The organism is Agrobacterium leguminum (assembly GCF_015704895.1).
GTDB lineage: Bacteria > Pseudomonadota > Alphaproteobacteria > Rhizobiales > Rhizobiaceae > Agrobacterium > Agrobacterium leguminum.
Map to the genome: position 1 here is coordinate 88,220 of NZ_JADQWB010000010.1, position 24,764 is coordinate 112,983.

Genomic DNA, 24,764 nt, shown 5'->3' on the forward strand with positions numbered 1-24,764 from the left:
TGCAAAACTATGTGAATGCGCGCTTCAAGCGGCTGTCCCAAACTGGTTGACCAATACGCCGCAAAAAATCCCGGTTCAGTCCCCTGTCGCAATAGACGACACTAAATTGGGACTGATATCGAAGGCTCGATATTCACTGTATTCGTGACATCCCGCGTCCGTCATGCCGGACTTGATCCGGCATCCAGCCAGCCCAAGTCCTTGGGCTGGAAAGAGTCTTCTCGCCGCGCAAACGCTCGTCGGCTGGGGTCCGGCTCAAGGCCGGAATGACGGAAGCTACACCTGCAAAAGAAATCCCTGCGTCATCTATGATGCTCTTGGCGCGGCCGGGGCGATGAAATAGACTGCCCCCATGCCGTTTCGCCGCCGTGAACCCGTTGGTTTTTCAGAGAAGATTCGCGACCTCTTCTGGCCGCGCACGGGTTTTTCCCGTTCGTTGCGCTATATGAAGCTGCGCCTTCTGCGGCTTTCCGCCTCTCCGCATTCGGTTGCCGCCGGTGTCGCTCTCGGTGTCGGCGTGGCGTGGACGCCGTTTCTCGGCGTACATATCATCATCGCCATGGCGCTGGGTTTTCTCATGCGCGTCAATCTGGTGGCGGCGGCGCTTGGCACCACCTTCGCCAATCCGCTGACATTTCCCTTCATCTGGGCATCCACCTGGGAGCTGGGGCACTTCATCCTCGGCCGGCAGAAGACGGAAAGCGCTGCGCACGTGGATTTCGTGGCGCTGTTCAGCCATCTCGAATTCCGGCAAATTTGGACGCCGGTGCTGGAACCCATGACCATCGGCGCGCTGCTTCCTGCCGTTATCAGCGCAATCATCGCCTATATCGCCGTCTATGGTCTCATCAGCGGTTTCCAGCGCCGCAAGATGGAAAATCTCGCGCATCGCGCCGCCAACAAGAATGCTTCTCTGGAGATGCTGAAATGATCATTGGATTGGGTAGCGACCTGATCGACATCCGCCGCGTTGAAAAATCGATCGAACGTTTCGGCGAGCGCTTCACCCATCGCTGTTTCACCGATATCGAGCGCGCCAAGTCCGATGGCCGCAAGAACCGTGCCGCTTCCTATGCCAAGCGTTTCGCCGCCAAGGAAGCCTGTTCCAAGGCGCTGGGAACAGGCCTTGCGAACGGCGTATTCTGGAAGGATATGGGCGTCGTCAATCTGCCGGGCGGCAAGCCGACCATGATTTTGACCAATGGGGCAGGGGAAAGGCTGGCGGCGCTGCTGCCCGCCGGCCACCGCGCCAATATTCACCTGACGATCACGGACGATTTTCCTTACGCTCAGGCATTTGTGATTATCGAGGCGCTTCCCGTGAACGGGTAAGACCCGGTGAAGCCGCATTGGCGTCCTATTTGCGGACGTGTCACAGAAGCGCTTCCCTTCGGGCTGGAAAGGTTCTAGAGAAGTCGCAGAAATATGAAAGCGTTGCCGGCTGCGTGAAACCGCTTCACCCGCCGCAGGCGCGACAAACAACGGCCCGGAAGCCTTCGTGAAGCCGAAGAAGCCGGGAAACAATCAGGCAGGTCTTTAAGTGTCCGAAAAAGCTGAAAAGAAGCAGAACGCCCTCTGGGAGAACGTCAAGGTCATCATTCAGGCGCTGCTGCTGGCCATGGTCATCCGCACCGTGCTGTTTCAGCCCTTCACCATCCCCTCCGGCTCGATGATGCCGACGCTTCTGGTTGGCGACTATCTTTTCGTCAACAAGTTCTCCTACGGCTATTCGAAATATTCGCTGCCCTTTTCGCCGAACCTGTTTTCGGGCCGTATTCTCGAATTCAGCAAGCCGAAGCGCGGCGATGTCGTGGTGTTCCGCCTGCCGCCCAATCCTGAAGTGGATTACATCAAGCGTCTGGTGGGCCTGCCGGGCGACCGCATCCAGGTGACGAACGGCGTGCTGTTCATCAACGGCCAGCCGGTGCCGAAGCAGCCCGATGGCACCTTCACCTCCGATTACCGCGCCGATCCGGGCGCCAATGTGCCGGTCTTCCGTGAAACGCTCGACAATGGCGTCACCTACGACACGCTCGATCAATCGCCCGACTCGCGCGGCGACAACACCCGCGAATTCGTGGTGCCGGAAGGCCATTATTTCATGATGGGCGACAATCGCGACAATTCGCTCGATAGCCGCTTCGACGTCGGTTTCGTACCGGAAGAAAACCTGATCGGCCGCGCCAGCGTCATCTTCTTCTCGCTGGGCAATGACACGCCGTTCAGCCGCATTTGGGAATGGCCGGCCAACATGCGTTGGGACCGCCTCTTCAAGGTTGTGGAATGAGCAAGACCAAGCCGCTTTCGGCGGACGAGATTTCCCGTCTGGAAGCGTTGATCGGATATGAGTTCAAGGAAAAGGCCCGGCTTGACCGGGCCTTGACCCATGCCAGCGCCCGCTCGGCGGCGGCCGGCAATTACGAGCGGCTGGAATTTCTAGGTGACCGTGTCCTCGGTCTCTGCGTTGCCGAATTGCTGTTCTCCACCTTCCGCAACGCCACCGAAGGCGAGCTTTCGGTCCGTCTGAACCAGCTCGTCAGCGCCGAATCCTGCGCCGCGATCGGCGACGAGATGGGCCTGCATAATTTCATCCGCACCGGCTCGGATGTGAAGAAGCTGACCGGCAAGGCGATGCTGAACGTGCGCGCCGATGTGGTCGAAAGCCTGATCGCCACCATCTATCTGGATGGCGGGCTGGAAGCATCGCGCAAATTCATTCTGAAATACTGGCAGGGCCGCGCGACCAGCGTGGATGCCGGGCGACGCGACGCCAAGACCGAGTTGCAGGAATGGGCGCATGCCAGATTTGCGACCACGCCCTCTTACCGGGTTGACGATCGCTCCGGACCGGATCACGATCCCCGCTTTACGGTGACTGTCGAAATTCCCGGCGTAAAGCCGGAAACCGGCGTCGAGCGCTCCAAGCGCGCGGCCGAGCAGGTGGCGGCAACAAGATTGCTGGAACGCGAAGGCGTCTGGCAGAAGACCTCCACCCGGAACTGAGCGCCCGGCGAACCGGGTGCTGAACATCGAGCGCATGGCGGACCCTTTGGCCGCATGTTGAATACCTCTGACCTTGAATGGATATCATGACCGATCACGAAAACCCCGCCATGACTGGCGAAGATGCAGCCCTTCCGACCCGCTCCGGCTTTGTCGCCCTCATCGGCCCCACCAATGCCGGCAAGTCGACGCTGGTGAACCGTCTGGTGGGCGCCAAGGTTTCGATCGTCAGCCACAAGGTGCAGACGACGCGCGCCGTGATGCGCGGCATCGCCATTCACGATAACGCCCAGATCGTTTTCATGGACACGCCCGGCATCTTCAAGCCGCGCCGCCGGCTGGACCGCGCCATGGTCACCTCCGCCTGGGGCGGCGCGAAGGATGCCGATCTCATCCTGCTGCTGATCGACAGCGAACGCGGCCTGAAGGGCGATGCGGAAACCATCCTCGAAGGTCTGAAGGATGTCCCGCAGAAGAAAATCCTCTGCCTCAACAAGATCGACCAGGTGAAGCGCGAAGACCTTCTGAAACTCGCCGCCGCCGCCAATGAGACGGTCGCTTTCGACCGCACCTTCATGATCTCGGCGACCAACGGTTCGGGCTGCGAAGACCTGATGAACTATCTGGCCGCCGAACTGCCGGAAGGCCCGTGGTATTACCCGGAAGACCAGATTTCCGATCTGCCGATGCGCCAGCTCGCCGCCGAAATCACCCGCGAAAAACTGTTCCTGCGCCTGCATCAGGAGCTTCCCTACGCCTCGCACGTCGAGACCGAAAAGTGGGAAGAACGCAAGGACGGCTCCGTGCGCATCGAGCAGGTGATCTATGTCGAGCGCGACAGCCAGAAGAAGATCGCGCTCGGCAAGAACGGCGATGCGATCAAGGCCATCTCCACCGCCTCGCGCAAGGAGCTGTCGGAAATCCTCGAACAGCCGGTGCATCTCTTCCTGTTCGTCAAGGTGCGCGAGAACTGGGGCGACGACCCCGAGCGCTTCCGTGAAATGGGACTGGAGTTCCCGCGGGGCTAGTTACCAGGCATCCTCCCTCATCCCTGTGCCTGTCACAGGGATCCAGCCAGTCCAAGTCCTTGGGCTGGAAAGACTCTCTCGCCGCGCAGACGCGCGTTGGCTGGATTCCTGTGACGAGCACAGGAATGAGGGAGAGTGGGGGAAACGGAACGACGCACAAAGCACGAACTGAATATCTTCACCCACCATCGGGAACCGAATACGTTCGGGCGGGTTGTTCCAAAACAATTGGGCGCAACCTTTTTCGATGACGGATATTCATGTCGCCAAAAAAACCGAACGGAATTTCCACCACCCCGTGCCAGCAATGTCCCCTGCGCGACCTGCCGCATTTCCGGGATTTTTCCTCTTCCGAACTGGATTTCGTCTCGCGTTTCAAGACGGGGGAACTTGCGGTGGAGAGCGGCTCCGTCATCCTGATGGAAGGCTCGCATAGCGCCCATCTTTACACCGTTTTGCAGGGCTGGGCTTTCCGTTACAAGACGCTGGAGGACGGCCGGCGGCAAATCCTCAACTATGTCATGCCCGGCGATCTCGTCGGTCTTCAGGGCACGGTGATGGGGGAAATGCAGCATTCGGTGGAGGCGCTGTCGCCGGTGACGCTCTGCGTCTTCGAGCGGTCCCGCCTCAACAACCTTTTCACGGATCATCCGACGCTTGCCTATGACCTCACCTGGATCGCGGCGAGCGAGGAACGCATGCTCGACAGTCACCTCCTCAGCATCGGCCGCCGCACCGCGCTGGAACGCGCCGCCTATCTGATCGCGTTTCTCTATCGCAAGGCGAAAGCGGTCAATCTCATCCCCGGCGAAACACCGATCCCGGTCACCCAGCAACACGTTGCCGACACGCTTGGCCTGTCCATCGTTCACACCAACAAGACCTTGAGAAAGCTCGTCGATCGCGGTCTCATCCGCTGGACGGACAAGGGCTGTCTGGTGCTTGACGATGCCGGCTTGACCAACGTGGCGGGTTGGGAAAGCGATGAAAAGCGGCAAAGACCCTTCATCTGATCTTCCTTTGACATGTCTTTTTTAAATGACGGTGGAGCCGTAATTTGCGACTCCTGTCGTGATATCTCACGGGAGAATCATGTCGGAGACCGCAGCTTCGAGCCGTGCGGTCGTCTTTTTTTGGGAAGAAGAAAACATATGGTGCCACAACGGGTTATCATCGTTGAGGATGAATATCTGGTGGCGCTCGATGTCGAAGCGGTTCTCCAGTCCATGGGGGTGGAATCCGTCGCCATCGCCACCACGCTTGCGCAGGCGAGGCAGGCTGTCGAAGAGGACGGCGCCGATTGCGTGCTTCTCGATGTCAGCCTCACCGACGGCAAGAGCTACGATTTCGCGCGCGGGCTGCGCGATGCGGGCATTCCCTTCGGTTTTGTCAGCGGTTATGGCGACACGACGGGTTTTCCGGAAGATCTCATGCACGCGCCGTTGCTCGGCAAACCCTTCGGGGAAAACGAAATTATCGATTTCGTTCTCAACCTCGTCGGCGCGGTCGACGATGCCGTAAAAGAATAACGTTTTGCCGCCAGATCGGGTATGATCGGACCTGAATCGAAATTCGGACGCGTTTCATGCAGTGGCAGGAAGAGGCAATCATTCTCGGCGTCAAACGCCATGGCGAGACGAGTGTCATCGCCGAGGTGATGACGCCTTCGCGTGGCCGCCATCTGGGGCTGGTGCGTTCCGGCCGTTCCCGCAGCATGCAGCCCGTGCTACAGGCGGGCAACCGGGTGGATGTCATCTGGCGGGCGCGCCTTCACGATCATCTGGGTGAATTCCGCATTGAGCCGCTGCAATTGCGCGCTGCGCAGCTGATGGAAACGGCAACCGCCGTTTATGGCGTACAGGCCATGGGCGCTCTGCTCAGGCTTCTGCCGGAGCGCGATCCGCACCCGCATCTCTATCAGGCGCTGGATATCATTCTCGACAATCTGCACGACCCCGTCGATGCCGGGGAGTTATTCGTGCGCTTCGAACTGGCGGTGCTGAACGAACTCGGTTTCGGGCTCGATCTTACCGAATGCGCGGCGACGGGGCTGCGCACCGATCTCATCTATGTATCGCCGAAAACGGGCAGGGCGGTTTGCCGCACGGCAGGTGCGCCCTATGCGGAGCGGATGCTGTCGCTTCCGGCTTTCTTAAGCGAAGGCCAGTCGAAGGCCGCCGATCCTGACAGTCTTGCGGCTGCTTTCCGCCTCACCGCTCATTTCCTCAACCGGCATGTCTACGATCCGCGTGGCCTCAACGAAAACGCCGCCCGCGACGGTTTCGTGCAGGCGGCGCTGAAGGCGCTGGAGCGCAGGGCAACGGAGGGCAGGGCGATGCCGCCCGCCCTCGATAAGGCTGTCTGACTAGGCCATTGCAGGCCGCGGAGCCGGTCGCTCCTGAATGGGCCAATGCACGATGGCCGCGAAAATCCCCATGCCGACGCCCAGCCACCAGACGAGATCATAGGAACCCAGCCTGTCGTAAAGGAAGCCGCCGAGCCAGACGCCGAGGAACGAGCCGATCTGGTGCGACAGGAACACGACGCCGCCGAGCATGCCGAGATGGCGCGTGCCGAACATGATCGCCACCAGCGCATTGGTCGGCGGCACGGTGGAAAGCCAGAGGATGCCCATCACGGCCGCAAAGATGATGACCGAAAGCGGCGATTGCGGCAGAAGCAGGAAAGCGGTGACGGCAACCGAACGGGCGAGATAGATATAGGCTAGCAGATAGGGCTTCGAATAACGCTGGGCGATGACGCCGGCGGCAAGCGACCCGATGATGTTGAAGAAGCCGATCAGCGCCATGGCGATGACGGCGTAGCGCGGTTCGATGCCGATATCGCCGAGATAGGCCGGGAAATGCGCGGTGATGAAGGCCACCTGAAAACCGCAGACGAAAAAGCCCGTGGTCAAAAGCAGGTAGCTTTTATGGCCGAGCGCTTCTCTCAGCGCCTCGCCCGCCGTCTGCTGGAACTGCGCCTGCGACTGGCTGCCGGAAGAGGAATTGCCGCGCATCGGAAAGGCGAGCAGCGGCACGAGCATCATCATCGCGGCAAGCCAGACGAGGCTATCCGACCAGCCATAGGTGGAAATCAGGCCCTGGCTGATCGGCGCGAACAGGAACATGCCGGCCGAGCCCGCCGCGGTGCCGATGCCGAAGGCGAGCGAGCGCTGCTGCGGCGTGACATGGCGCGCAAAGGCCGAAAGGATGACGCTGAAGGAGCCGGCGGCAATGCCAAGCCCGACCAGCACGCCGCCGCCGAAATGCAGCCAGAAGGGCGAGGTGCCGAAGGACATGCAGATGAGGCCGGCGGCATAAAGCAGGCCGGAAAGCACGAGCACGCGGCCCGTGCCAAATTTATCGGCGATGGCGCCGAAGAAGGGCTGGCCGAGCCCCCAGAAGAGGTTCTGCAGAGCCATGGCGAGACCGAAGGTGGAGCGGTCCCAGCCGGTGTCGGCGAGCATCGGCAGCTGGAAAAAGCCCATGGCCGAACGGGGCCCGAAGGTCATGACCGCGATCAGCGACCCGGCGGCGATAATCAGCCAGGGCATGGTCTGGCGTGTGGCTTGCGACATGAATATTCCCCCATCGTGGCGCCTCACCCCCAAAAAAAGAGGGGCATGGCTTGCCGCGGATTCCGCTACGATGGGATGAATATTATCTTTTGTCAGCCGGTCCCACTAGCGACTTTTCTTGACGGCCACTATTCATGGGATTGATAAGACGCTGTCAGCGCATCTTGCCTATCAGAGCCTCGTTTTTGCCGAGAATATCCTCAACGCTCTGCTGCCGCTGCTGAATATCGCCCAGGAGCGAGTCTGATTTGTCTATCGACGAGCTCAGATTCTTCTGGATTTGAAGCCAATTTATCTTTGGCGTAAAGGAATTATCCGACCCGGCGGCAGGCGTGTTGGCAAATGTTTGCACCACGGTGTTGAGTGCCGCCAGCCCCTGTTTCACTTCCTCGATGGCTTGCGTTTGCTTGGCTACGGTCGTCGCCAGTTCAATATTGGCCTTCTGGCTATTGGTCAAAATCTCCAATCCGTCCCTATTGACCTTCATGCTGGTGATGAAGGGCAGAGCGGTAAAAACGGCGCCGACAAGAGCAAGCAGGAGCCCATGTGTTTTGCCGCCGGAAAAGAAGCACAGAAGCAAACCCGATACGCACATCAACATGCCTATCGTTGCTACGACGGATATATGATTATTTGAAATGACATTGAAAAAATCGACCATGGAACATCTCCTGAAAATAAACCCATGATTGATTTTTGTTATTCGAAAATCAACTTAAAACTACAGTCTCCAACTAACGCCGCTTGATCGCCCAGCCCTCCGGCCTTTCCTCGATCACCTTCGCCACATCGCCAACGGACAGCCTGCCTTCACCACGCGGCGTCACGTTCCAGCCGAACAGCGGGCCGGGCACGCGCCGGTCGCCGGACATGCGGATGCGGCCCATGGCTTTCATGGGGGAGGGCACATCGCGGGAGCCGGTCGTCTGGTCCTGCGTGGTCATGATGCAGCGGGCGCAGGGTTTGACCAGATCGAAGCGAATGCCGCCGATCTCGATGGCCGCCCAGCGGTCCTCGGCCCATGGCTCGTCCGTATCAAGCACGATATTGGGCCGGAAGCGCTCCATGCCGACCGCGTCCTCACCATTGGCGCGCATATTGTCGTTCAGCGCGGCAAGCGAGGCGGTGGTGGTGACGAGAATCTGGTAACCGTCCGCAAAGGTGACGGGCGTTTCGTTGCCGGTCCATTCGAGGCTTGCAATGCGTTTCGAGGCGTCGTCGAAGAACACCAGCTGCACCTCGCGCCCCAGCCATTCCGAGAGCGTGTCGTTGGTCTCGCCATCGGCGATATTGGCGCTGACGATGGATTTCCACACCGCCACATCCATGCGCTCCCCGGAAGGTCTTGCGAGAACCTCGCCATTCGCTTCCCGCGAAAGCACCATGCCGCCATCTTCATGCCGGGCCAGAACCGTGGCGATGGCCGGCAATTCGCGCTGGGTGATGAAATGGCCGGTGGGATCGATGAGCATGGCGCGACGGTCGCCCGGCAGGCCTTCTGCCGAAACAATGCTTTCGGAGAGGGGAATGCCGCGCGCGCTTTTCAGCGGATAGATGTTGAGTTCGGTCACACGCATCTCGGGTCTCCTCAAATCTCGTCGAGAAACAGGTCCAGCACCTGTTTCAGCCGCTCATGGCGGGCCTTGGCCATCTGCCGGCCCGTCTCGGTGCGAAAGCCGTCGGCCAGCTTGAACAGCTTGGTTTCGAAATGGTCGATGGCAAAGGCGCGGTCGTCAAGCGGCCGCTCCTTCGCCAGCGGGTCGACCGGGTCGTAAAGCGCCGAACCCATGCGCCCGGCAATATAAAAGCAGCGCGCCGCCCCCACCATACCGATGGCGTCCAGCCGGTCGGCATCCTGAAGGATTTTCGCCTCCAGTGTCTGCGGCTCTATATTGGCGGAAAAGCTGTGGGTGGTGATGGCATGGGCGGCGGCGTCGATATCGCTGCGTTGCCAGCCAAGGGCTTCAAGAATGCCCGAGGCTTTTTCCGCCGCAAGCCGTGAGGCCTGCGCGCGGAGCGGCGAGTTCTTCTCCACCGCCACGCAATCATGCAACAGCACGCTGGCGGCCAGCACGGTGCCATCGCCGCCTTCGCCCGCATGGATGCGCATGGCGTTGCGGAAGACGCGGTGAATATGGGCAAGATCATGCGAGCCATCGCCCGTATCGGCGGCGTGCGGTATCAGGTCCTGCGCAAGCGCCGCATAGGGCGCGAAAGCCTCGGCCGCGATCATGCCTGCGGCTTCCGGGCGAGGATTTTCTGGTAGAACAGGCCGATGCCGATCAGCACCGCGCCGAGACCGATGAAGGACAGCGCCCGAAGCACGCCTTCTAGATTGCTCATGTCGATCAGGAAGGCCTTGGCCACCGAGATCAGCACGAAGGCGGCCGATGCAAGACGCAGGCTGCGGGCATTGAAGCGCGAACCGAGCACGAGCAGCAACACGCCGATCAGCAACCAGACCACCGAATAGCTATAGGTCTCGCCCTGCAGGAAGCCCTTCCAGTCGGCGATGTTCTCGCCCTGCCAGAAACGGCGCACCGAAAGCGTGGCCCAGGCAAAGCCGAGTGCCGCACCGGCCACCGCCAGCATGCTGACATAGGGCGGCGGACGTTTTCCGCGCGCATAATAGGCCAGGCCGCCATAGGCGAGCGCCGGCAACAGGTAGCCGATCAGCAGCAGGTTGAGGAACGGAATGCTGCCGGTATTTTCGCCGGTGAAATAGGGGTTGAGCGTGAAGAAATGCATCGTCAGCACATTGATGACGGCAATCACGCCGGCAATCATCGAGCCGTAGCGGAAGACGGGGCTGGGGCTCTTCAGGTCCAGCGTCATCAAGACGCCCGAGAAGCCGATGGTCAGCAGCGTGTAGATCGACTGTTCGCCAAGCGTCGGCACGCTGTCATCCAGCGTGCCGCCATTCATCGCGTGGCGGATGAGGATGGCGACGGCGAGAAGGCCCATGACGCTGGCAATCGCCTGCAGGAAGTTCTTCGCCCTGACCCCCGGCCAGTCGCGCAGCAGCCATGCCGAGGCGACGGCCAGCAGTGCGGGAATGCCGTAACCCGGCAGAAGCGCGTTGAAGACCGGCGTGAGCCCGAGATTTTGCGGCCCGACGATGGTGGGTTCCCAGGCGATGCGGCCGAGAACGGCAACGCTTGCCACAGCCATCACCCAGGGCAACACATCCCAGTTGCGGTAACGGGTCGCGAGCACATAAACGAAACCGATGACGGAGAGCAGCACGGTCGTCGCGAGCCCCTCCGTCAGCGTGTGCAGGCAAAGCGCGAAGGCGGCGAAGGAGCCGAGCACGAGGATGTTCAGCGGCTTGCGATAGGCCTCGTTGTTCTGCCGGTGCAGCCACTCGGCGCCTGCAAGCAACACCAGTCCAAGGCCGAGGCCATAGGCGGCGTGTAGCCAGTCACGGCCGAGATTGCCGAAAAGCACAAAGCTCGTCGTGCCGATCCAGACCGGGAACAGTGCGATGAGGAACGCCCACAACTTCGCGAAGCTTTGGTCTGCCGGACCTTTTCTTTTGATGAAAGAAAATCCGCACAGCACCAGAATGGCGCCAAATGAAAGGCTCGCGGCGACGTTCGGGCTCGTGCCGATACTCACGGGTGGCAAAGTAACCACGGCGCTTCCATCGAGTAACGGATCGAAGCCGAAAAACCGTTGCCCGAGGAGCGAGATGCCGGTCTGTGCGGTCAGGGCCGCGAAAATTGCCGGCCAGACGGCAAAATGGCGGCCCGCACCGAGTGCAGCGAGCGCGGAAAGGAGTGCTATCATTGCGAATGCGGGATGGACACTCACCCCACCGCTGGAAAGTAGGATGGCGACTGCCGGTAGCGCAGCGGCAAGCGATACGGTGAGACTGATCGCCAGGGACGGCCTCGCAAAAAGGTGTATCAGCCGCATCGCGGTCGTTTCGGCTTTTGCCTCTTCCAGCGCGTAGATTTCGCGGTTGGATTTATCAAACGTGTCTCCCGGCCAAAGCCAGATCGTCCCGGCAATCATGAGGAGCAGGGAAAGAACGACAGGCTCGACATTCACCGTTTCGGAAAAGCCGATATAGCCGAGCGCCCAGAGGCCGAGGCCGGCATTGGCGAGAGAGGGAACCACGGTCCAGCCCTGTCTGCGCGCCGCGGCCGCTGTTGCCAGCCAGGAGATGGTGAGGAACACGAAGAGCGCCCAGATATTCGGCGTTTCGGTGGAAATCAGCGCCGGCGTCAGCATCGAACCGAGAAGGCCTAGACCGGCCAGCGCCTGCCCGTGCAGCAGCGAAAGCCCGATGGTGGCGAAGGCGACGAGTCCAAGCAGGCCAAAAGCCATGCCGGGGCCGATATAGCCGTAAATGCCATAGGCGGCGTAGACGACGCCGAACAGCGTCAAGGCGCCGGCCGCCGTCAGCACGCCCGGTATCATGGCGTTGGAATAGGTGGCGGCGATGCCCGGCACCGCCTTGCGGCGGACAGCCTCGCCGGCAAGTCCGAGGACGAGGCCGAAAATGGCGGCGAGCGACAGCCTGACCGCCGGGCTGAGCAGCCCCGATTCGATCGAATATTTGACGAGGAAAATACCGCCGAGCGCCAGCGCCAGGCCGCCTGCCCAGACGGCCCAGCGCGCGCCGAGCAGGCTTTCGAAGCTTTCCTTCGTTGCCGGTGCTGATGCCGTATCGCTCGCAGGAGCGGAAGGTGCTTCCTCGCGGACGGCGTCTTCCGCCTGCGCCATGGCGGCGGCTTCGTGGGGTTCGGAGGCGTATTCAGTCTGGGAGGCTGCGTCTTCCGCAGGCGTCCTGCTTTCCTCTTCCGTCTCGAAATCCGGTTTTACCGTGGATTCCGCGCTCTCCGCCTGCGCCGCCACAGGCGACGTGACGCCCGCAGCCACCAGCCGCTTGAGACTGAGAACTTCCCGTTCCAGCGACTTGATTCGACTTGAATTGCGGATGCTCGCGACAAGCGTGTAGATGAAGGCCGCGACGAGGGCGAGGATAAACAGCGGGATTTCCAAACGGACTCTCCAATTACGAAGCTGTTTTTAAAGCCCTTTTGGTGAATTTATGCAAGGCCCGGTTGATGGATGGCAAGAGGTAACAGGGAGCGAGCGGGTCCCGCTTGTTTCTTCTCCCCGCCGGGGAGAAGTCCGCGGCAGCGGGATGAGGGGGCAAGGGTAGCGATAGACCGAGAGCTAGCCCCCTCATCCGACCCTTCGGGCCACCTTCTCCCCGACGGGGAGAAGAAATTGGCGGCACCGGCTCGGCTCATGCGTATCGCTCGAAAATCAGGAAACATCCGCCAGCCAGCGCCGCGCCGCTTCGATATCGGCAAGCCCGAGCTCATGCCCGTCCTCAACCGTTTCCATTTCGGCTCTTGCTCCGCTCGCCGCTAGCCGGCCCTGCAATTCGTGCGCCTTGTCGAGATATTTGTCGCGCTCTCCCGCCACAAGCAGGACATTGCGGCCGGAAAGATCGGTCTGCGGCCATGTTTCCAGAACCGGCATCGGGCGATAGAGCAGGGCGTCTCCGGCAAGCTCGGGATAAAGCGCGGCAAAGGCCGCGTAGAAATTTGCGCCATTGGAATGGCCGATAAACCGCAGTTTCGAACGGTCGAGACCATAGGACCGTATCGCCCCCTCCACGAAGTCGGCGAAGGCTTCCGCTTCCGAGGCGATATCCTTCTGGTCGAAGCTGAAATCAGGATAACGGCGGAACCAGCGGGCAATCTCTTCTTCCGTGCTGCGGCCGCGCACGCCGAGAAGCGTGGCGCGCGGCGCTGCCCGGTGCGCCAGCGGCATCAGGCTGGTTTCGCTGCCGCCGGAACCGTGCAGCAGAATGATGGTGCTGCCATCCGGCTCGTCGGGCGTATAGAAACGGTGCACGAAGGGCAGGTCGCGATAGACGATGCGCTCTTCGCCCGGCATTGCAAATTGCGGCAGGGCGACACGCACATCCGCCTCGTCCTTCATGAAGAGCGGCGGGATGAACAGTTTTTCCCCGAGCGATTCCAACGGTTCGTCCACCGTCATGCCCGGCCCGTCGGTTGCCATTTCGATCAGCACGCCGCCCGGTTCGCGGACATAGAGCGAGTGGAAATATTTGCGGTCATGGGCATTGGTGGTGCTGGAATTCAGCGATTTCAGCCCGGTATGAACCGCGTTCAGCTCATCCATGTCCTTCGCCCGGAAGGCGATATGATCGACGGTGCCGGTGCCCGGCGCGCTGGACCAGAAGCCGGTTGCGTCGCGCACATCGATAATGTCGCCGCTTTCGGAAACGAGCCGGCGGATTGCGCCTGCCTGGCTTTCCTGCCGGTAACCGAAATGTTTCTCCAGAAACGCCACGGTTTCTTCCGGCACTTCGCTTAGCACCGTCGCGCCATAGATTCGGCGAATGGCGTCCTCCGCGGAAATATCGTCCGTCACATGCGGCGTGGCGTCGGCAAAGGCGTGGGTACCGACCAGCTTGACGATCAGGCCGTCAGGATCCTTCAGCCGGATGACCGGAGTGCCGAACTCATCGGAGGGGCCTTCCGCCCGGATGCCGAATTTCAGCGCCCGCGTCAGCCAGAAGCCGATGGCGGCGGGATCGATGGCCACGGAAATCTCCAGCGTCTGGCCGTAACCGACACGGCCCTGGCCGCCATCTTCCCAGACGAGAAATGTCAGAAGCGAGCCGGGCGAGGCGATATCGTCGCCATAAAGCAGGTGCAGCTGCATGGCGTCTTCGAAACCGGCTGTGCGCTTGGCCAGCCTCAGGCCCAGAAAGCCGGCGTAAAAATCCACATTCGCCTGCACCTTCCGGGTAATCATGGTGATGTGGTGTATGCCCAGTGCAGAATTCATGTTGCCGTCCCGCTGTTTCGCCTGCTGTTCGTGGCCCTATTTGTCGCACGCTGCCCCTGATCCGCAACCCCGGCAAATGAGAACGCTGTGTTCTCTGCGTGAACGATCCCGCTTTCGCTTCGTTGCATGCACGATGGGCAAAATGCCGGGTTTTTGCCTGTCTTGTGCGTGTTTGTGCATATAAAATAAGCATACAAAATAACGGCTATTTTGTATGCAATTTTATCTTGCCTTGAGGGCTGGAATTGGGTCTTATGCAACCAATCCAACAAAACCATCAGGGGGAATAGATGATTTTAACGCGCAGGTTGTTGACCAGGGCTCTGGCCATTACCGCCATCGGTGTAACCGCTGGTTTTTCGCTGCCGGTCGTCGAGGCGCGGGCCGAAACGCCGGTGAAATTCACGCTCGACTGGAAGTTCGAAGGCCCCGCCGCCGGTTTCCTGCTGGCGCTCGACAAGGGTTACTTCAAGGCTGAAGGCCTCGATGTCACCATCGATAGCGGCAACGGCTCGGTGGAAGCCATTCCGCGCGTGGCGACCGGCGCCTACCAGATGGGGTTCGGCGACATCAACTCGGTGATGAAGTTCCTCGACGAGGATCCGAGCCAGAAGATCAAGGCCGTTTATATGGTCTATGAACGCCCGACTTTTGCCGTGGTCGGCCGCAAGTCGCTCGGTGTCACCGGCGATCCGAAGTCGCTGGAAGGCAAGAAGCTCGGCGCGCCGCCGCCGGATGGCGCTTTCGCGCAATGGCCCGCCTTCAAGCAGGTGGCGGGTCTCGATGACAGCAAGATCAAGATCGAATCGATCGGTTTTCCGGTGCGTGAACCGATGCTCGCCAAGGGCGATGTCGATGCCGTTTTCGGCTTTGCCTTTTCGGTGATCCTCAACCTCAAGAAACAGGGCATCGCCGATGACGATATCTCGACCATCCTGATGGCCGAGCACGGCTTGAATCTCTATGGCAATGCGGTGCTGGTAAACACTGATTTCGCAGAGAAAAACCCGGATGCCGTGAAGGGCTTCCTGAAAGCGCTGGCCAAGGGCTTCGCCGATTCCATCAAGAACCCCGAAGAGGGCGTGGCGGCCGTGCTCAAGCGCAACGAGACGCTCGACAGCGCCATCGAGCTTGAACGCCTCAACATGGCCAACAGCATGAATATCAAGACGCCCTATGTGGTGGAAAACGGCATGGGCGGCGTCGATCCGGCCCGGCTTTCCGCCTCCATCGAGACGCTGAAAGTTTCCCTCGGCCTGAAGGGCAACGTCAAGGCGGAGCAGGTCTTCGACGCGACCTACCTGCCGGCCAAGGAAGAGCGCATGCTTCCGTAATGGAGGAGTGAGCGGGTGCGGCATGCTTCTTCTCCCCGCCGGGGAGAAGAAACAGGCGGCGACGTTTCGGGCTGCCATGGTCCATCTTTAACTTAAAACGGGAACAGCAATGTCACATCTCGTGGAAATAGACAGTGTGGACATGCGCTATGGCGGTTCCGCCGGCACGCTGGCCGTATCCGGCTTGAACCTGACGGTCGACAAGGGCGAATTCGCGGCCGTGGTCGGCCCCTCCGGCTGCGGCAAGTCGACCCTGATGAAGCTGGTAACGGGATTGCATATTCCGCAGAAGGGCAATGTCATCGTTGCCGGGCGGCAGGTCACGGAGCCGGTTTCCATTGTCGGCATGGCGTTTCAGAACCCGACGATGCTGCCCTGGCGCACCACGCTTGAGAACATCCTGCTGCCGCTGGAGATCGTCGAGAAACATCGCCGACGCCTGCGCGCCCACAAGGCTGAATATGTCAGGAAAGCCGAGCGTCTCCTGGAAATCGTCGGCCTGAAGGGGTTCGGTTCGAAGTATCCGTGGCAGCTTTCCGGCGGCATGCAGCAGCGCGCCAATCTTTGCCGGGCCCTGATCCACGAGCCGGAACTGCTGATGCTGGACGAGCCTTTCGGCGCGCTCGATGCCTTCACCCGCGAGGAATTATGGTGCGTCATCCGCGACCTGCACGCCGCGCAGCGCGTTACCATCATCCTCGTGACCCATGATCTGCGCGAGGCGACATTTCTGGCCGACAAGATTTTCGTGATGAGCGCAAGGCCGGGCCGGGTGCTGGCGGAACACCGCGTGCCGTTTGCCCGCCCGCGCCAGCTCGATATCATGTATGACAAGGGTTTCAACGACATGGTGCAGGAACTGCATGGCGAAATCGCGCAGGCGAGGGTGGCGGCATGAGCGCGATCATGGAAGGCACCGTTGCGGCAGAGCCGCGCAAACCGCTGATTGCCCGCGTCAACTGGGTGAAAGCCGCCCCCTGGCTTTATACGCTGGCGCTTTTCGTGTTGTGGGAACTGTTGGTCTACGCGCTGAAAATGCCGCCCACCATTCTGCCGTCACCGGTAAGGGTCGGGCAGGCCATCGTGCAATATTGGTCGCCGATCTGGAAGAACTCGCTGCAGACGCTTTATACCACGACGCTGGGTTTCGCCATTGCGGTGGCCGCTGGTCTCGCCATCGGCCTGTTCATCGGCTGGTCCAAAACCATCTATGCCGGGCTCTATCCGCTGATGATCGGCTTCAACGCCATCCCGAAAGTGGCACTGGTGCCGATCCTCGTCATCTGGTTCGGCATCGGCACGGTTCCTGCCGTGTTGACCGCCTTCCTGATCTCTTTCTTCCCCATCGTCGTCAACGTCGCGACCGGGCTTGCCACCATAGAGCCGGAAACGGAAGATGTGCTGCGGGCGCTTGGCGCAAAGAAGATGGACATCATGCTGAAGGTCGGCATTCCGCGCTCCATGCCCTATTTCTTCGGCTCGCTGAAAATCGCCATCACGCTCGCCTTTGTCGGCTCGGTCGTGTCGGAAACCGTCGCCTCCAATTACGGCCTCGGCAACATGATGAGTTCGGCGCAGAGCCAGTTCAATGTGCCGCTCGTCTTTGCCGGCCTGCTGATGCTCGCGGTGGAAGGCATCGTCATGTATGCGATCATGGCCTGGCTTGAAAAACGCATGACCGGCTGGGCGCATCGCTCCACCATGGGGCAGTAATGGAGGCCGCCTGGATGCGGCCTCTCTTTGCCAGCGATTCGGTTAATACAGCCTCAGTGAGCGGTGATTCCGACGCTGCGCGAATGGCGTGGTCATTGTTATTTCATTGTATAATATAACTTTTTGCGGCTCGAAAATATTTTTGCCTGATAAAGCAAATCACGATATTGTGTAGTGGTTCGCCTTTATCGCGTGACGCGGACATGTCCCCCCCTTGAACTAATCAGCTTTGAAAAATCCGTTGACGGGAGACCTGTATGACCAGCGTTTCATCGCTTGGCGCTTACCAATATAGCGCGAAGAATTATAGCAGCCTTGACAGGAATGGTGACGGCATCGTGAGTGCCGACGAACTCCAGGCGTCCGCCAAGTCGGGAAACGGCATTTCCTCGCTGGGGTCAGATCAGGAGGACAGCGGCGCTGCAGGCGGTGCGGCGACGAACCAGCTGCTCACGATGCTCGTGAACATGATCATGAATCTTTCGAGTGGCCAATCATCCGGATCGTCGGATTCATCCGGTGGAAATTCGCCGGGCAGCGCGGATCGGCTTGCTGAGCTGGATACGGATGGCGACGGCTCCCTGTCCGCGAGCGAGTTTCTTGCCGGACGCCCTGAGGATGTCAGCGAGGATATGGCGACGAACCTGTTTACGCAGCTCGATACCGATGGCGATGGTGTTGTCAGCAGCGAGGAGTTTTCCGCCATGGCGCCGCCCAAGGGTCCGCGGCCGGGTTCCGCCGGTGGGACTGATGCTCGAGACAGCACGGATATGCTTGCTGACCTGGATACGGACGGCGACGGCTCCCTCTCCGTAAGCGAGTTCCTTGCTGGACGCCCAGAGGATGTCAGCGAGGACATGGCGACGAACCTGTTCACGCAGCTCGATACTGATGGCGATGGTGTTGTCAGCAGTGACGAATTGTCTGCCATGACGCCGCCCAAAGGTCCGCCGCCGCCGGATATTTCGGCTGGTCGGACTGGCGAGGATGATCAATCGACAGAGAGTGCAACAGCTATCGAAGACCTTCTGTCGCGTCTGGAAGAGATCGCCAAGGCCTATATGGCTTTTAATGCGGATGAAGCGGCAACTCAGTCCATTACGGCCTGATGTTGCATTGGAAAAGGGTTGGCTGAGACCCTCCAGAGCCTGCAAGAGCCTCGCATCCGGCTCTTGCAGTGGCGTTTCTTGCCGAGTTGGGCAGGCGTGGCCTCTGGCTGAATGCGATCGCCCTGCGCAATGGCAGGGCGTCTTTTTCGCATCCGGGCGCTCTCAATGCGCCGCCATTTCTTCCACAATATCGCCGCCGTCCATCAGGAACGGGTAGTAGGTCGGCCAATTGGTCACTTCGTCCAGCAATGCCTTGCGGTCGTTGCCCCAGTAGAGATGGTAGTGGCCCGCTTTGACCGGGGCGATGGAGTGGTCGCTGAACTGGATGAATTGCGGTGCGGCCTCGTCGCCGCCGGTTTTCTTGAAGATGTAGCGGACACCGCGATTGCCCTTCTTGTAGGTCAGGATTTCATGGCCATCGCTGACATAGGTGCCTTCAGCGGGCTTGCCGTCCTTATAAAACGCTACGCTGTCGCTCTTGATGACGATGCGGTTCACATCGGTCTTGTAACCGATTTCGTAATAGGCGCGGTACTCCGCCGCCGTCTTGTCGCCATGCGCCGCCTTTTCCGCCATGACGGAATCGAGCGAGCCGTTCAGCAGATAGGGATAGACCGACTGCCAGTCGCCTTCCCAGTCGGAAAGCGTGCGCGTCTTCACCTGCGCATCCTCGAAATAACCCTTGTAGATCTGCTTTTCAGCCTCGGTCATCTGGTGGCCGTGATCGTGCCCATGGTCGTGGCTGTGGGCAGCGGATTTGTCGCCACCGGCAGCCATTGCCGCGGTCGCCGCCAGCAGCAGGGAACCAAGTGCGACGGCGCCGGTGACGCGGGTGAGTGTCTTCTGCATTGTTTCGGGCCTCTCATATCGATAAAGATAGTTACGTAATAACATTACGTATCGACCTATAGAGGCCGCCTTCGCGGGATGCAAGTGCGCACTCCAACGTGGCGCAACGAAAAAGCGCGATGGCTGTTGCAGCCACCGCGCTTGAAAAGAGGGGAGACGTGCGGTCTCAGGCCGGCTGGGCGCTTACTTGCGCCTTGCGCTCGTCGAAGGCGAGTTTCATGGCTTTCGTCACATCGCGGGTCGTCGCGAAATAAGTGTCGCTGCGCACCCAGTAGCGCAATTTTACGGTGGCGCTGTCGGCGCTGACCGAATCGACGAAGGTGACGGGGGCGGGGTCCAGCAAAACCCGGCTCTCCGAACGCACGACTTTCATCAGCATATCCTGTGCGGCCGCCAGATCCTCATCATTCTTGACCGTCAGGCTGAGTTCGTGACGACGCGAGGGAAAGCGGCTGTAATTGGTGATCGGCACGTTCCAGAGCGTGGAGTTGGGCGCGAGACGGTAAAGTCCGTCGCTGGTCTTCAGCTCGGTCGCAAACAGCCCGATCTCGATCACCGTGCCGTTGACCGTGCTGGTCTCGATATATTCGCCGACCCGGAAGGGGCGCAGCACCAGAAGCATGATGCCGGCGGCAATATTCTGCAGCGTGCCCTGCAACGCAAGGCCGATGGCCAGACCGGCGGCGCCAAGGGCGGCGAGGATGGAGGCGGTCTGCACCCCGAACTGGCCAAGCACCATGACCAGCACCAGAATGAGAACCACATAGCGGATGGCGCCGGCGAAGAAACCGGCAAGCGTCGCATCGAAGCCGCGAATGCGCGACAGGCCCTGAAATGCCCAGCGTTGCAGGAAGGTGGCGGTCAGCCAGCCGATGATCAGCAGCAGAAGCGCACCGACGACCGAGAAGGAATATTGCACCGCAAGCGCGCTTGCCTGCTGCAACGCCGCCTGCGATGCGACGATGATATCCGTTGCCTGTTGTTCCATGAATTATCCTGTGATTTTCATTGCTCTTCAGGGTTGGTAACGACTGGACGCCGTGAGGGTTCCGCCAAAACGGTCTCAGTTGCCAAGCGGCAGCACGAAAGGCACGTTACCATCCGTATCCGCGCCCCTGCCAATTTTTTTGATCGCCGCCACCAGCCTGCCATCGCGCCCGAGCAGACGGTCGCCGATGGCGATGATGCGGGCATTGGGCGTGGCATAGGGCGAGACGGCGCGCAGACGCAGCGCGAGCTCCATCTCGTCCTGGTCCGGATAAAGGCTGAGCACGGCGATGACGGCGGCGGCGGGTGAGCGGGAAACGCCCATCCAGCAATGGATGAGCAGCGGCGCGGACTGGTCCCATTCGTGGGCGAAATCGATCAGCTGCAGCACATGTGCATCGTCAGGCGCGATGAGATCGGCGGTGCCCTTGAATGCGATGTCGTTCATGGCAAGCGTCAGATGCCGGTCTGCGGCAATGACGGCGGGGCGGTGAAAGGACTGCTCTTTGGCGATCAGCGTCACCATTTCGCGGGCCTTGTGTTTGACGGCCATCTCCGCGATCCGCGACAGCGGCGATACGACAATGGCCGTCATGTCGCGCTCCCCGTCTTGACCGCACGCAACGCCTCGATCGCTTCGAAACGTTCGATGAACAGCTTTTGCGCTTGGGTTGAGGGCAGGGGCGTGATGTCGAACATGTCGCGGGTAATGCCGCGCGGCAGGCCGAAGAACTTCTGCGCCTCGGCGGTGGAAAAACCGGCAAGCTCCGTCGCCTCGAAAAAGGCGGCGACCGTATCGGCCTTCTTGATGCGGTCCTTCAATTCGCGCGATGCATGCGGCGGCAGGCCGAAACGCAGATGCACGGCGGCTTCCAGCCGTTTTTCCACGGTCTTGTAACCGCCGCCAACCACGGATTTGAACGGCGAGATCATGTCGCCGATGACATATTCCGGTGCATCGTGCAGAAGCGCCATCTGCATGTCATCAGGCGTCGCGCTTGTGCACATGCGACAGAAGATGGTTTCGACGATGAGGCAATGCTGGGCGACGGAAAAGGCATGGTCGCCGCGCGTCTGGCCGTTCCAGCGGGCGACACGGGCAAGGCCATGGGCGATATCGGCGATTTCCACATCGAGCGGCGAAGGATCGAGCAGATCGAGCCGCCGGCCGGACAGCATGCGCTGCCAGGCGCGCGGGCTTTTTGCAGCAGCCACTCTCAGTCCTCCGCCCGCGCCGCCGGATCGGCCGCCGGGAAGGAAAGGCCGCTCCAGGCGGGCAGGGCCACGGTTACGGGAAGAGTCTCCGCCAGAAGCGGCGTGCCGGATGCGAGCGCATCGGCAATGCGGTCGATCCGAACGATGGCAAGCGCCCTGTTGCCGCAGACGGTTCCGAGCGTGCCGACCGGTTTTCCATCGGCGGTAATCTCCGTCCCGCTGGCGGCAAGTGCGCCTTCGGCCGAAACGGTGACGACGCGGCGTCTTGCCGTGCCGCGATGTTTCATGCGCGAGACGACTTCCTGACCGACAAAGCAGCCCTTCTTAAAGGAAACGCCGTCATTCACATCCATCAGCACATCATGCGGAAAAGCATCCTGCAGCGCATAGTCCCGGCCGGATTCGGCAATGCCATGCTCGACACGGAGCGCATCATAGGCCGCGATGTCGTCGGATGCGGACGCGCCCGGTATACGGTAAAGATCGATGCCGGCCTTGCCGAAACGACCATCCCGAGTGCCTGCCGTCGGCGCAGTCTCGTTCCAGAAAACACTCACGCCTTCGAACGTCTCGGCTTTGAGATCGACCGGCGCACGCAGCTTGTACATGGTCAGGCGGCGCAGCAGCGCGTCCTGTTCGGCGGCGCCCGTTTCGATCAGATAATCGCCACCATCGCGCCAGATCAGGAAATCGAACAGGATCTTGCCCTGCGGCGTCAGAAGGGCTGCGGCCCGTGCTTCGCCTTCCGGCAGGTTTTCAACATCTGCGGTGATGAGATTGTTCAGAAATTCCTCGGCGCCGGTGCCGGAAACCCGGATCAGGCGGCGGTCGGCAAGAAGGGCGGAAGGCATGGCGTCACCGTTCGGTTCGTCGAGACTCTGTGATCTCCGGCAAAAAGCAGATGCGCTTTGCCGGAATGCTCATTCCGCACAGTTAGGATTTTTGCCAGAGAACGGCAAGCACCGCGATGCGATCAATCGCCGGCGGTGAAGAACTTCCACTTGCCATCGGGCGAAATGCCGACCCGGTAGAAGCTGTAATTGCCATATTCCTGCATGTCCGCCAGATCGCCCGCCGTGATGATGCGCAGAAGCTCCACCTTTTCCGGCGCAGTCAGCGTATTCAGCGGCTTTCCGGCGAAATAGGGGAAAACATAGGCTTCGTCAGGCGTGCCGGCATCGATATGGGCATAACCGGTCGATAGCAGGTCGATGATGATCGCCAGCACTTCCAGCCCGTCAGGATCGCCGGAATAGCTTTTCAGCGCCGCAATCGGGTCTTCGCCGTCATTGCCGTCGATGCGGAATTCTTTCTGGCCGGCGGCGATGAAGGGCCGCAGCTTTTCGATATCGCCGGAGGCGGCGGCATCGATGATCTGCTGGCGCAGCTTGCGCACGGGTTCCGGCGCCTTGGAAATGTCGTGCTCGATCACAACGGACATTTCCGGCGTGTTGTCGGGCGTGGAGGATTGCTGGTTCGACTGGTTGGCGGAACGGTCCACCAGAGGGTCGGGCAGGGGAATGCCTTCCGAATCGCCTTCGATCTCGTCCGGCTCCGCAGGCTGGGCCTGCTGCGGCTCACCGCCATTCTCAGCCTTCGGCTCGCTTTCGGTGTTCTGCGCCGGCTTCAGCTCGGAAAGGGCAAAGGCGCGGCCTGGCATGCCAATCGGCCCGGCGGTCAGGGCAAGCAGGATGGACAGCAGGGCGGAAGAGCGCAAAAGCCCCTTGCTCAGGCAAGACATGATAGACCCCGGCTTTACTGTATTACCCGCTGCGGCGAAAATTCGCCCTGAAGCATGCGCTGGCGCAGCGATTCCAGCATTGCTTCAGCGCCGGCCTCGCCATGGATACGGATGGTTTCGCGCATGGCCAGAGCGATGGCGGCATCGGCGATGATCTCCGGCTCGATGCCGTCGGCCATGCCGTCAGCCCATGCCTCGTTCTGGTGTTCCAGAGCGACCTGCATCTTTTCATGCACGATCATATCGTCGATTTCGTTACGGCTTGTCTGCATCTTTCATCCTCGACAGGGCGGGCAAGTCCTTACCACCCTGTTAACAACACTAGCAGCCTTTTATCAAAACGGCACGGCCTGCGGCGAAAAGAGGTTAATAATCCTCTAATTTCCGAACCGGGACGCGATTTCCTGCGCGAGTGTTGCCCCTTCGTTACGGTAGTTCTCTTCTGCCATGATGGCGGCGCGTGTGCAACTGGTGTGGATGGCCGCAAAGGAGCGGTATCCACGGTTGAATGCAGCCGTCATGCGCTGACGTCGTTCAGGTTCGTTGGCCGTGTCCGCAGCCAGAAGATCGCTCATCGATCTGCGCCAGTCCTCCGGTCCGGAAGAAGGGCACAGGGTTCTGAGATATTGCACCGCGCCCAGTATCTCCGACAGCCGTGCCAGCTTGTCGTCATAAGGGGCCGGTTTGGGCGGCGCGGCTTCCGCCGGACGCACCTCGGAACCGGGTTTTGAAGGCTGCGCATAAGCGACGCCCTGCTGCCCGGCGGTGGCAAGCATTGTCAGAAAAAGAGACAGGAAGATGGTTGGCCGTATCAAAATTCTATTCTGCCCCACACATACTCGTGAACTGTTGGCTCGTGACCATCCGGCGGGCGGATCGGCCCTAGATAATAGCGATTCTGGCTGGCTGGCAATCATGCAAGCAGGCGTTCGGCGCATTCGACGACGCTTTCCGGCGCCGGCAGAAGGCGGATTTCCGCCAATGTGTACCAGCCCGCATCCGCCGCATCGTCGCCGACAGTCACGAGCGGATCGGCATCGGTTTCCACGGTGAAGACCGACAGGAAATAGTGGCTCGTCAACACCCCTTCGGCGTCGCGGGAGGGAAGATCGTATGTCGCGAAAAGCTGCGGTCTGCGCGCCACGATGCCGGTTTCCTCGTGCAATTCGCGCAGCGCCGTTTCGGCCGGCGTTTCGCCGTCTTCGCCGCGACCGCCCGGAAAGGCGAACATGTCCTTGGAAGGCGGGTTGATGCGGCGCACGAGAAGCAGCCGGTCGCCGTTCCTGACAATGGCGGAGGAGGCGGGGCGGGGCTTGATACGGAGGGTCATGAATGGTTTCGCTTGTTTCGGCCGTTGCCGGCCTG

At 60.5% G+C, this 24,764-nt stretch carries 27 protein-coding genes; 12 read left to right on the forward strand and 15 right to left on the reverse strand.

The window, feature by feature from the left end; genetic code table 11:
• Positions 1 to 352 precede the first annotated feature (352 nt).
• From I3J13_RS15895 to recO, 8 genes are all read left to right on the forward strand, one after another.
• Positions 353 to 931, forward strand: coding sequence for a DUF2062 domain-containing protein (locus I3J13_RS15895; protein WP_078054123.1), 579 nt, complete (start codon positions 353 to 355; stop codon positions 929 to 931).
• Positions 928 to 1,332, forward strand: coding sequence for a holo-ACP synthase (acpS, locus tag I3J13_RS15900; protein WP_196379422.1), 405 nt, complete (start codon positions 928 to 930; stop codon positions 1,330 to 1,332). Before I3J13_RS15895 ends, acpS begins: the two co-directional genes overlap by 4 nt.
• Positions 1,333 to 1,540: 208 nt before the next feature.
• Positions 1,541 to 2,287, forward strand: a complete 747-nt coding sequence (gene lepB / locus I3J13_RS15905) for a signal peptidase I (protein ID WP_003496938.1) — start codon at positions 1,541 to 1,543, stop codon at positions 2,285 to 2,287.
• Entirely contained in the window at positions 2,284 to 3,003 is a 720-nt protein-coding gene (gene rnc / locus I3J13_RS15910) for a ribonuclease III (RefSeq protein WP_035218055.1), read from the forward strand. The genes lepB and rnc overlap by 4 nt, the downstream gene beginning before the upstream one ends.
• 77 nt (positions 3,004 to 3,080) lie before the next feature.
• A complete protein-coding gene (gene era / locus I3J13_RS15915; protein ID WP_162936692.1) occupies positions 3,081 to 4,031 on the forward strand; it encodes a GTPase Era in 951 nt (316 codons plus the stop codon).
• A 260-nt stretch (positions 4,032 to 4,291) separates the two neighbouring features.
• Positions 4,292 to 5,044 carry a Crp/Fnr family transcriptional regulator gene (locus I3J13_RS15920; RefSeq protein WP_035262671.1) on the forward strand — a complete coding sequence of 251 codons (753 nt, stop codon included), beginning with the start codon at positions 4,292 to 4,294 and terminating at the stop codon, positions 5,042 to 5,044.
• 138 nt (positions 5,045 to 5,182) lie between these two features.
• Complete coding sequence (locus tag I3J13_RS15925) at positions 5,183 to 5,560, forward strand: response regulator (RefSeq protein ID WP_035262668.1); 378 nt, start codon at positions 5,183 to 5,185, stop codon at positions 5,558 to 5,560.
• Positions 5,561 to 5,616: 56 nt separating this feature from the next.
• Positions 5,617 to 6,396, forward strand: a complete 780-nt coding sequence (gene recO / locus I3J13_RS15930; RefSeq protein WP_003521134.1) for a DNA repair protein RecO — start codon at positions 5,617 to 5,619, stop codon at positions 6,394 to 6,396.
• Here recO and I3J13_RS15935 read toward each other — a convergent pair whose 3' ends face one another.
• The 6 genes from I3J13_RS15935 to I3J13_RS15960 form a co-directional block, all read right to left on the reverse strand.
• Positions 6,397 to 7,611 (reverse strand): MFS transporter, encoded by a 1,215-nt coding sequence (locus I3J13_RS15935; RefSeq protein ID WP_196379423.1) that lies wholly within the window; start codon positions 7,609 to 7,611, stop codon positions 6,397 to 6,399.
• Between the two features lie 154 nt (positions 7,612 to 7,765).
• On the reverse strand, positions 7,766 to 8,272 hold the full coding sequence (locus tag I3J13_RS15940) for a hypothetical protein (RefSeq protein ID WP_196379424.1): 507 nt from the start codon (positions 8,270 to 8,272) through the stop codon (positions 7,766 to 7,768).
• 73 nt (positions 8,273 to 8,345) lie between these two features.
• On the reverse strand, positions 8,346 to 9,188 hold the full coding sequence (locus I3J13_RS15945; RefSeq protein WP_196379425.1) for an MOSC domain-containing protein: 843 nt from the start codon (positions 9,186 to 9,188) through the stop codon (positions 8,346 to 8,348).
• Positions 9,189 to 9,199: 11 nt separating this feature from the next.
• A complete protein-coding gene (locus I3J13_RS15950) occupies positions 9,200 to 9,844 on the reverse strand; it encodes an HD domain-containing protein (protein WP_137452132.1) in 645 nt (214 codons plus the stop codon).
• On the reverse strand, positions 9,841 to 12,621 hold the full coding sequence (locus I3J13_RS15955) for a DUF2339 domain-containing protein (RefSeq protein WP_196379426.1): 2,781 nt from the start codon (positions 12,619 to 12,621) through the stop codon (positions 9,841 to 9,843). The genes I3J13_RS15950 and I3J13_RS15955 overlap by 4 nt, the downstream gene beginning before the upstream one ends.
• A 270-nt stretch (positions 12,622 to 12,891) precedes the next feature.
• Positions 12,892 to 14,451 carry a VOC family protein gene (locus tag I3J13_RS15960; protein WP_196379427.1) on the reverse strand — a complete coding sequence of 520 codons (1,560 nt, stop codon included), beginning with the start codon at positions 14,449 to 14,451 and terminating at the stop codon, positions 12,892 to 12,894.
• A 290-nt stretch (positions 14,452 to 14,741) separates the two neighbouring features.
• Between I3J13_RS15960 and I3J13_RS15965 the strand changes: the two genes are divergently transcribed.
• The 4 genes from I3J13_RS15965 to xopAW all read left to right on the forward strand — a co-directional run bounded on the left by I3J13_RS15965 (position 14,742) and on the right by xopAW (position 18,607).
• Positions 14,742 to 15,785, forward strand: a complete 1,044-nt coding sequence (locus I3J13_RS15965; RefSeq protein ID WP_196379428.1) for an ABC transporter substrate-binding protein — start codon at positions 14,742 to 14,744, stop codon at positions 15,783 to 15,785.
• 109 nt (positions 15,786 to 15,894) lie between these two features.
• Entirely contained in the window at positions 15,895 to 16,683 is a 789-nt protein-coding gene (locus I3J13_RS15970) for an ABC transporter ATP-binding protein (protein ID WP_196379429.1), read from the forward strand.
• The gene (locus I3J13_RS15975) at positions 16,680 to 17,498 is read left to right on the forward strand and encodes an ABC transporter permease (RefSeq protein WP_003520664.1); all 819 of its coding nucleotides are present in this window, start codon (positions 16,680 to 16,682) and stop codon (positions 17,496 to 17,498) included. The genes I3J13_RS15970 and I3J13_RS15975 overlap by 4 nt, the downstream gene beginning before the upstream one ends.
• Positions 17,499 to 17,755: 257 nt before the next feature.
• Positions 17,756 to 18,607, forward strand: a complete 852-nt coding sequence (gene xopAW / locus I3J13_RS15980) for a XopAW family type III secretion system calcium-binding effector (protein ID WP_196379430.1) — start codon at positions 17,756 to 17,758, stop codon at positions 18,605 to 18,607.
• A 162-nt stretch (positions 18,608 to 18,769) separates the two neighbouring features.
• Here xopAW and I3J13_RS15985 read toward each other — a convergent pair whose 3' ends face one another.
• From I3J13_RS15985 to I3J13_RS16025, 9 genes are all read right to left on the reverse strand, one after another.
• Positions 18,770 to 19,456: a metal-binding protein ZinT gene (locus I3J13_RS15985; RefSeq protein WP_196379431.1), complete on the reverse strand. Its 687-nt coding sequence runs from the start codon at positions 19,454 to 19,456 to the stop codon at positions 18,770 to 18,772.
• A gap of 166 nt (positions 19,457 to 19,622) precedes the next feature.
• Positions 19,623 to 20,444, reverse strand: coding sequence for a mechanosensitive ion channel family protein (locus I3J13_RS15990; RefSeq protein WP_196379432.1), 822 nt, complete (start codon positions 20,442 to 20,444; stop codon positions 19,623 to 19,625).
• A 75-nt stretch (positions 20,445 to 20,519) separates the two neighbouring features.
• Positions 20,520 to 21,038, reverse strand: coding sequence for a tyrosine phosphatase family protein (locus I3J13_RS15995; RefSeq protein WP_196379433.1), 519 nt, complete (start codon positions 21,036 to 21,038; stop codon positions 20,520 to 20,522).
• Positions 21,035 to 21,658, reverse strand: a complete 624-nt coding sequence (locus I3J13_RS16000) for a YfbR-like 5'-deoxynucleotidase (protein ID WP_196379434.1) — start codon at positions 21,656 to 21,658, stop codon at positions 21,035 to 21,037. Before I3J13_RS16000 ends, I3J13_RS15995 begins: the two co-directional genes overlap by 4 nt.
• 2 nt (positions 21,659 to 21,660) lie before the next feature.
• Entirely contained in the window at positions 21,661 to 22,509 is an 849-nt protein-coding gene (gene ygfZ / locus I3J13_RS16005; protein WP_196379435.1) for a CAF17-like 4Fe-4S cluster assembly/insertion protein YgfZ, read from the reverse strand.
• 122 nt (positions 22,510 to 22,631) lie between these two features.
• Entirely contained in the window at positions 22,632 to 23,399 is a 768-nt protein-coding gene (locus I3J13_RS16010; RefSeq protein ID WP_196379436.1) for a hypothetical protein, read from the reverse strand.
• 14 nt (positions 23,400 to 23,413) lie between these two features.
• Positions 23,414 to 23,671 carry a hypothetical protein gene (locus I3J13_RS16015; RefSeq protein ID WP_003501987.1) on the reverse strand — a complete coding sequence of 86 codons (258 nt, stop codon included), beginning with the start codon at positions 23,669 to 23,671 and terminating at the stop codon, positions 23,414 to 23,416.
• 105 nt (positions 23,672 to 23,776) lie between these two features.
• Complete coding sequence (locus I3J13_RS16020; protein WP_059752361.1) at positions 23,777 to 24,214, reverse strand: TIGR02301 family protein; 438 nt, start codon at positions 24,212 to 24,214, stop codon at positions 23,777 to 23,779.
• A gap of 98 nt (positions 24,215 to 24,312) precedes the next feature.
• On the reverse strand, positions 24,313 to 24,729 hold the full coding sequence (locus I3J13_RS16025; protein WP_003520673.1) for an NUDIX hydrolase: 417 nt from the start codon (positions 24,727 to 24,729) through the stop codon (positions 24,313 to 24,315).
• Positions 24,730 to 24,764 lie beyond the last annotated feature (35 nt).

What these genes read in the sequence shown, in the direction of transcription:
- I3J13_RS15895 (WP_078054123.1), top strand. Translation starts at nt 353, where the DNA reads ATGCCGTTTCGCCGCCGTGAACCCGTTGGTTTTTCAGAGAAGATTCGC.
- acpS (WP_196379422.1), top strand. Translation starts at nt 928, where the DNA reads ATGATCATTGGATTGGGTAGCGACCTGATCGACATCCGCCGCGTTGAA.
- rnc (WP_035218055.1), top strand. Translation starts at nt 2,284, where the DNA reads ATGAGCAAGACCAAGCCGCTTTCGGCGGACGAGATTTCCCGTCTGGAA.
- era (WP_162936692.1), top strand. Translation starts at nt 3,081, where the DNA reads ATGGATATCATGACCGATCACGAAAACCCCGCCATGACTGGCGAAGAT.
- I3J13_RS15920 (WP_035262671.1), top strand. Translation starts at nt 4,292, where the DNA reads ATGTCGCCAAAAAAACCGAACGGAATTTCCACCACCCCGTGCCAGCAA.
- I3J13_RS15925 (WP_035262668.1), top strand. Translation starts at nt 5,183, where the DNA reads ATGGTGCCACAACGGGTTATCATCGTTGAGGATGAATATCTGGTGGCG.
- recO (WP_003521134.1), top strand. Translation starts at nt 5,617, where the DNA reads ATGCAGTGGCAGGAAGAGGCAATCATTCTCGGCGTCAAACGCCATGGC.
- I3J13_RS15935 (WP_196379423.1), bottom strand. Translation starts at nt 7,611, where the DNA reads ATGTCGCAAGCCACACGCCAGACCATGCCCTGGCTGATTATCGCCGCC.
- I3J13_RS15940 (WP_196379424.1), bottom strand. Translation starts at nt 8,272, where the DNA reads ATGGTCGATTTTTTCAATGTCATTTCAAATAATCATATATCCGTCGTA.
- I3J13_RS15945 (WP_196379425.1), bottom strand. Translation starts at nt 9,188, where the DNA reads ATGCGTGTGACCGAACTCAACATCTATCCGCTGAAAAGCGCGCGCGGC.
- I3J13_RS15950 (WP_137452132.1), bottom strand. Translation starts at nt 9,844, where the DNA reads ATGATCGCGGCCGAGGCTTTCGCGCCCTATGCGGCGCTTGCGCAGGAC.
- I3J13_RS15960 (WP_196379427.1), bottom strand. Translation starts at nt 14,451, where the DNA reads ATGAATTCTGCACTGGGCATACACCACATCACCATGATTACCCGGAAG.
- I3J13_RS15965 (WP_196379428.1), top strand. Translation starts at nt 14,742, where the DNA reads ATGATTTTAACGCGCAGGTTGTTGACCAGGGCTCTGGCCATTACCGCC.
- I3J13_RS15970 (WP_196379429.1), top strand. Translation starts at nt 15,895, where the DNA reads ATGTCACATCTCGTGGAAATAGACAGTGTGGACATGCGCTATGGCGGT.
- I3J13_RS15975 (WP_003520664.1), top strand. Translation starts at nt 16,680, where the DNA reads ATGAGCGCGATCATGGAAGGCACCGTTGCGGCAGAGCCGCGCAAACCG.
- xopAW (WP_196379430.1), top strand. Translation starts at nt 17,756, where the DNA reads ATGACCAGCGTTTCATCGCTTGGCGCTTACCAATATAGCGCGAAGAAT.
- I3J13_RS15985 (WP_196379431.1), bottom strand. Translation starts at nt 19,456, where the DNA reads ATGCAGAAGACACTCACCCGCGTCACCGGCGCCGTCGCACTTGGTTCC.
- I3J13_RS15990 (WP_196379432.1), bottom strand. Translation starts at nt 20,444, where the DNA reads ATGGAACAACAGGCAACGGATATCATCGTCGCATCGCAGGCGGCGTTG.
- I3J13_RS15995 (WP_196379433.1), bottom strand. Translation starts at nt 21,038, where the DNA reads ATGACGGCCATTGTCGTATCGCCGCTGTCGCGGATCGCGGAGATGGCC.
- ygfZ (WP_196379435.1), bottom strand. Translation starts at nt 22,509, where the DNA reads ATGCCTTCCGCCCTTCTTGCCGACCGCCGCCTGATCCGGGTTTCCGGC.
- I3J13_RS16010 (WP_196379436.1), bottom strand. Translation starts at nt 23,399, where the DNA reads ATGTCTTGCCTGAGCAAGGGGCTTTTGCGCTCTTCCGCCCTGCTGTCC.
- I3J13_RS16015 (WP_003501987.1), bottom strand. Translation starts at nt 23,671, where the DNA reads ATGCAGACAAGCCGTAACGAAATCGACGATATGATCGTGCATGAAAAG.
- I3J13_RS16025 (WP_003520673.1), bottom strand. Translation starts at nt 24,729, where the DNA reads ATGACCCTCCGTATCAAGCCCCGCCCCGCCTCCTCCGCCATTGTCAGG.